At 57.8% G+C, this 6938-nt stretch carries 3 protein-coding genes; all 3 read right to left on the bottom strand.

The features are described 5' to 3' along the window. Window positions 1-1505: DUF1156 domain-containing protein (locus NW857_RS11800; RefSeq protein ID WP_414369034.1), on the bottom strand; the 1505-nt coding region annotated here is incomplete at its 3' end. Between the two features lie 82 nt (window positions 1506-1587). Then, window positions 1588-5319, bottom strand: a complete 3732-nt coding sequence (locus NW857_RS11795) for a helicase-related protein (RefSeq protein ID WP_414369033.1) — start codon at window positions 5317-5319, stop codon at window positions 1588-1590. A gap of 109 nt (window positions 5320-5428) precedes the next feature. After that, window positions 5429-6862: a 9,9'-di-cis-zeta-carotene desaturase gene (gene zds / locus NW857_RS11790; RefSeq protein WP_414335013.1), complete on the bottom strand. Its 1434-nt coding sequence runs from the start codon at window positions 6860-6862 to the stop codon at window positions 5429-5431. Window positions 6863-6938: the final 76 nt, after the last annotated feature.

Raw genomic sequence — 6938 nt, 5'->3', positions numbered from 1 at the left:
CCCTGCCCTTTCCCTGAGGGAAGTTTTCCCTCACCCCCGCCCCCTCTCCCTGGGGTAAGTTTTCCCTCACCCCCGTCCCCTCCCCCTGGGGGTGTGGGGGGAAGGGGGCGGAAGGCGGCGCGGATTCGATCCAAGGCTACGGGGAGATTGGTTTCTACCAAGTGGCTACTCAGGCGCACAAAGCGCAGTCCCAGGCTTTCTAGCAGTTCCTGCCGTTGGCGATCCAAATCTTTTTGATGCTCGTGGATTGGCCCATCGACCTCTACAATCAAAGCCTCTTCCTTGCAGAAAAAATCGACCACGAATGTGCCGATCGGGTGCTGTCGCCGAAACTTACGCCCCTCCAACTGGCGATTACGCAACGCTTCCCACAAAATCGCCTCAGAAGGTGTAGATTGCCGCCGCAGTTGTCGAGCTACCTCCTGCATTTTCTTCTGAATTGCTGGAGGAACTTCCCATTTCTCCAACTCCCCCTCTCCCTGCGGGAGAGGGGGCTGGGGGGTGAGGGCCATCCCGCCCCATAGGAGAGGGGGCTGGGGGGTGAGGGCAACATCGCCATTGGGCAACTGACCTTGTGCTAAGTGGACTACAGATGGATCCCTCACCCTGCCCTCTCCCAGAGGGAGAGGGTTTTGAGTCTTCTCCCCCTCTCCCCATAGGAGAGGGGGCTGGGGGGTGAGGGCAATCTTCGGATACAAATGCCCGATCCGCTTAAAAGCCTCATCCCGCATCCATTGTCCGTAGTAGCGCACATCTGCCGCTAATCCTTGCGCCCCATACCACCGATTCAAACCGCAAACTCCCCCTCGCCCTATGGGAGAGGGGGTTGGGGGGTGAGGGCCATCTCGCCCTATGGGAGAGGGGGCTGGGGGGTGAGGGCGATCCTGGAGGTTAATCGGCGGCTTGTCCTTAAATAGCGGCGGAATTTCGATCAGAGCCTTGTTGATGAGAACAGCCACCGGATTCAAGTCACTGGCATAAGCCTTGAGCCCCAACCGCTGCGCCTCCAAGGGAATTGATCCCCCCCCGGCAAAGGGGTCGTAAACCGGCGGCGCGTGCTTGGCAATGTACTCCCTGACAGCCTGGGGATCCGTGGGCGGATCCTCACCGCGATCCCAGGCCAAACAGCGGGCAATCTCCCGCTGGGCCGCCTCCAAAACTCCTGAGTTGGGATCGTTCACATCGTCCCAAGAAACCAGGCCCCGCACCACTTGCTTGGTTTTGCCGTCCTTGTCTTTTTGAACTTCGATGCGGGCCAGAATGTCCAACAGCCGCTGTCGCTCCCGCTCTTGGTCGGCCTCGGTGGGGAACCTGTCTGGCCAACTGCTGGGATCATCCACCAAAGAAGCCCACAGAACCGCCCGACAAGCCGCCAGGGGCCGGCGTGCCCACCAGAGATGTAGGGTGCTGGGGTGGCCGTGGCGGATGGACTTCTCGCGGGCAGATTCTAAGTTGATGGCTTCCAGGGGCAGGGCAACTTCGATGAGCTTCTTGCGGCGGGACATAAGGAGCCAAGGCCAAGGAGGCGAAAACAGGGGGCAAAATATACTCTACTCGCTGCAGGCGGATCCCTTGGCCCCAGATTGGCTAGCTCTGCAGCCGGGGATCGGATCCCTGCTGCCAGAGCTCCTTCCACTTGTAGTTGACGCTACTGGCAGCAAAATCTGGCTCCCGCTTGAAAGGCCTTCTTACGTAGCGCACCTCACAGCCTTCCCCCGCCACTGTGTAAGTGCCTGCAGGAGTTTTGACCCTGAAGACATCCCCTTCTGGAAAATCCCGATCCGCCGGCACCTGAACCAGGGCAAGGATGTAGCTGTCGGGCTTATTCAAAGCTGTCAGAATTTCATTTTTCGTTACCGTTACCGTTTCTGCTCCTTCAACCCTGCCCTTGACCTCGATAAAGCGCAGGCCCTCCCTGCCTCTGGATTCGATGTCATAGCCCAGGTTTTCGGCACTCACATCGCGGGGCTCATATCCCAACGCCTGCTCGATGGCCATGACAGCGGCCATGGCCGCCTGCTCCACACGCTGGGTTTCGCGGGCAAAGGTGGCAGGAGTGGACTCCCGCTTGCCTTGCAGCCGCTGCAGCAACCCCACAGGGATCACCAGCGCCTTCCCCACCACCACCGGCGGCGAGGAGGATAGCTGGCGCTCCTGATCAAGTTCCGCCAGCCGCTTGCGAAGCCGATCGGCCAATTCATCGGCCCGCTGCCGGGCCTTGGCAGAGTTGAGCTTGGCATTGAGCTTGCCCGCCTGCTCCTCTAGCCGTAACTGGGCCGCCCGGTGATCCCAGTAGTTGATTTCTCGGGTGAGACGATCCTTTACAGCCCGCTCTGTTTTGTTGATGAGTTCTTCCCGCTGAGCCTTGACCTCCTGAAAATGCTGAGGAACAAGGTGTTCAATGGCGTAGGTGGTGACCTGCCCTTCTAGCTTCGCAGAAGAGAAGCTGGGAAGATAAGAGCTGGCTTGGGCTTTCAGAAGAGCCTGCTCTTCAGCAGTTAGGGGTCGATAGTCCAAGTAGGGAGCATAGCCGGCACTCCTTATCCTGAACTCCTCATTACCATCTCCCCCTCTCCCTGAGGGAGAGGGGGTTGGGGGGTGAGGGTCATCCCGCCCCATGGGAGAGGGGGCTGGGGGGTGAGGGTCATCCCGCCCCATGGGAGAGGGGGTTGGGGGGTGAGGGCCATCCCGCCCTATGGGAGAGGCCAGGATTTCCGCATATTGCATACGGCGGGAAATGACTCGCCGCTGGCCATTGCGATCAGTCCGCCCATCCTGGATAGCGTGCTCCAGGTACACCAAAACCCGCGGCGTCTCGGTGGGATCCCTTTCATCGACAAGGACGGATCCCTGTCTAAGTAAGTCTCTGTATCGTTCCAGAATAAGATCGATGGTGGCTTCCAGAAGAGGGTGGCCAGGGCAGACAAACTCTGCCAAAGGTTTTCCGGGAACGCTAACTAGGCTTTTATCAAAGGTAATCCGTTCGTATTTTCTGAGAATAGGCGCGCCCAAGCCAATCTGGCGATCCCGATTGCGAATGTCTGCCGGCACGTGGGTAATTTCGTAGCGTTTGGATTCTCGCTTTTGCACAGTGCCCCCTAAGTGTTGAAAGGCCTCTAGGAAAAAGGAAGCAATAAAATGAGGCTGGAGCTTCCGGGCTTCAGCTCGCTGCATCTCTAATCGAATCTGTTGCACCTTGGTGATGTCCATGGAGTCGTGGGCCAGAGCCCGTTCCTCCAGGAGCTTTCTCAGCCGTTCTCGATCTAGGTAATCTGCCACCTTCTGGTTTAGCCGAGCTCTCACCTCTGGATCATCACCATAGCGAATGGCCTCAATGAGCAGCTCTCGCAATTCCTTCCCATCAATAGCCTTGCCCAGCACGTCAAAGACCTTGCCCCCTAGGGCTTTTTGCTCGCTCTCCAGCTTCTTCAATAAAGCCAGGTAGACATCCCCCTCGCGAGTTTCTGCAGCCACCAAATTCCATAGGTGGCAGACTTCAGTTTGCCCAATGCGGTGGATTCGCCCAAACCGTTGCTCCAAGCGATTGGGATTCCAGGGCAAGTCGTAGTTAACCATTAGATGGGCTCGCTGCAGGTTGATCCCCTCCCCGGCGGCGTCGGTGGCAATCAAGATTTGCACAGCCGGATCCTGCTTAAAAACCTCTTCAGCCTTCTTGCGCTCCTCCCGACCCATGCTGCCGTGAAGAGTAACCACTGCTTCTGACTGCCCCAGCAGAGTTCTCACGCGGTCGGCCAGGTACTCAAGGGTATCCCGGTGTTCGGTGAAGATCACCAGCTTGCGCCGATGTCCACCGGCGTCGAACATTTCCCCTTGATTTTGCAACAGCTTGGACAATTCTTCCCACTTGCGATCCTGACCACTGCGTCGCACCCGTTCAGCCAGCTTTTCTAGATCCTGAAGCCGCTGAATCTCTGCCTTAAGCTGGACAATGGTGCGAGCGGCAGTTGCTTGATCTACCAACTCTTCTTCTTGTTTTTCCAGCTCGTCAGCGGTGTAGTCTTCAAAGTCTTCCTCCCAACCTTCCGCATCAAGCGGGGGAATAGTGACAGTAATATTTCTCGTTCCTCGACTCCGTAATTGTTCTTCCCTAAGCCGCTGCTCCAGCCTCTGTCGCCGTCGCCGCAAGGATTGGTAAATCGCTTCTGGAGAAGAGGCTAGCCGACGCTGTAGGATGGTCAGGGCAAAACCAACAGTTCTCTTGCGACCATCGTTGTCCAAGGCATCTACATTGTTAAACTCTTCTCGTACGTAATCGGTAACTTCCTGATAAAGCTTGGCTTCCAGATCAGATAAGGCATACTGGACGGTGTAAGCCCTTCGCTCTGGAAAAAGCGGCTTGCCGTCAAACTTAACCAAGTCTTCTTTCACCAATCGCCGCATGAGATCCGAGACGTCGCAGGTGTGAGCTCCATCTCGAAATTTTCCCTCAAAGCGATCTCCGTCCAACAAGGCCAAAAAAAGCTGAAAGTCTGCTTCTTTGCCATTGTGGGGAGTGGCTGTCATCAGCAAAAAGTGGCGCGTTAGCTGAGAGAGCAATTTACCCAGCTTGTAGCGCTTGGTTTCTTTGATTTCTCCGCCAAAGAAGGATGCCGAAAGTTTGTGGGCCTCATCGACAACGACCAAGTCCCAATCGGCTTGCTTAAGTTTATATTGTAGGGCTTCATCTCGGCTAAGCTTATCTAGCCGGGCAATGAGCAGCGGAATCTCCTGAAATGGATTCCCTGTTCGAGCTGCTTCAAGACGATCGTTGGTCAAAATTTCAAAGGGCAAATGGAACTTTTGCACCATCTCCTCTTGCCACTGCAGGGTCAGACTGCCGGGGCAGACAATGAGACAGCGGTGCAGGTCACCGCGAATCAGCAGCTCCCGAATCAACAGCCCTGCCATGATGGTTTTGCCAGCCCCTGGATCGTCGGCCAGCAAAAACCGCAGCGGCTGCCGCGGCAGCATTTCCTCGTAGACGGCACTGATTTGATGGGGCAGAGGCTCTACCAGAGAGGTGTGGACAGCTAGGAGGGGATCGAAAAGATGAGCCAGCCGAATGCGATGCGCTTCGGAAACCAACCGGAAGAGAGCACCCTCTCCCTCGAAGTTGCAAAGGGATCCCTCCTGAACAACTTCCAAAGTTGGCTCTTGGTTGCGAAACAGCAGCTCTGCGTGGGGCTGCCCCTGGATGTCTTTGTAGATGACCTCGATGGCACTGCTGCCGTGCCATTTCACGTTGACGATGACAACGGCTTGGTTTGGCAGGATCCCTCTGACCCTTGCACCGGGGTTGAGATCTTCCAGTCGAGCCATAGACTGCAGGCTTCTAGAACTGCTGGCAGAAGCTTGTTCCAACTCCCCACTGCTATGTTGCCCTCACCCCCAGCCCCTCTCCCACCAGGGAGAGAGGAGTGTCCTCATGTCAGGGATCCCTGTGGGCAGACAGAATGGCCTGGGCGGCCAGGTGACCGGAGAGGGTAGCCCCTTCCATGCTGTCGATGTAGTCTTGGGCGGTGTAGCTGCCGGCAAAGAAGAAGTTGGGCACAGGGGTCTTCTGCTGCGGGCGATAGGGATCCATGCCCGGCGCCTCTCGATAGAGGGAGTGGGCCAGCTTGACCACGCTGTACCAGGTCAGGTTCAGTTGCCGCGACGAGGGGAAGAGCTCGTGCACTTGGTGCAGCACGTGCTGGGCAATCTGCTCGTTGGGCATGGAGATGAAGGGATCCCCCGGCGTGAGCACGCATTGCAGCAGGGATCCCTGGCCGGGCTTGTAGTAATCGGCGGGGCTGGTGAGGGCCAGGTCGGCGAAGCAGGAGAAATCGGCATCGGCGGTGTAGAGGAGGTTGTCGATGCCAAGCGGCTGCGGGTGGTCGGCGGCGCGTCTGGCCCGGCCCTTCAGCTCCGTCACCCAGCCATCGAAGCGCAATTGCACCGTTGCCACAGGTACGGATTCCAGCTTGTAGAGGTTGTCGAACTGGGGCCACTGCCGCCACACCTGTGGGATCAGCCGTTTGGCCCCTTCCACCGCCGTTGCACACACATACACATCTGCTTCCACCCGCTCGCCATTGGCCAAGACCAGGCCGGTTACCGCGTGGGGAGGAGAGTCGCTGACTTCGATGCGGCTGACTCCCCGGCGGGTATGAACCTGGCCGCCGCGGGCTTGCAGGTAGCGGACGATGGGCTGGGTGAGGTAATTGTCCGGGGATCCCTTGAGGAGGTTGAGCTTGGAGGCATCTGTTTTGCTGGCAAACATCTGAAAAATGGTCAGCATACAGCGGGCGGAAATCTGCTCCGTATCAATGAAGCCCAGGGCATAGGCAATCGGGTTCCACATCCGCTTCAGGCTGGCCTCGGATCCGCCGTGGCGGCGGAACCAATCGGCAAAGCTCATCCGATCCAAGGCGCGAATCTGCCGCATTGCTCCTTCGTAATCCAGCAGGCCACGAATCAGAGGGCTGGTGCCCAGTGCCAGGGCGTTGCGCAGTTTATCGGCCCAGGAGAGCTGCTCTGTCGTGAAGAAGGCCTTGAGGCCGTTGAAGGGCGCTCCCAGGGGAAAGCGAAAATCAAGGCTGCCCGTATGCCCGCCGCGGTTGACAAAGGTGTGGAGGTGCTGCTTGGGCAACAGGTTCTCGTAGGCCCCCACCTTTTTCATCAGGGCAAACAAGTTGCTGTAGTTGCAGAAAAAAACGTGGAGGCCCATCTCGATGTGGTTGCCCTCGGCATCCTGCCAGGAGCCCACCTTGCCGCCCACAAAGGGCCGCGCCTCGTAGATCTGCACCTGGTGCCCCGCTTCCGCCAAATCGACCCCCGTGACCAAGCCGGCCAACCCTGCTCCGATAATGGCTACCCGCATCGTGATCCCCTCAACTGAGCCCCGCCAAGGGCTGACGCAACTGCAAAGAAAGATGAACTCCTCTCATTCTGGAACA

It is taken from the genome of Synechococcus sp. H55.9, from assembly GCF_047462355.1.
GTDB lineage: Bacteria > Cyanobacteriota > Cyanobacteriia > Thermostichales > Thermostichaceae > Thermostichus.
This window is presented reverse-complemented; position numbering and strand designations above follow the sequence as displayed.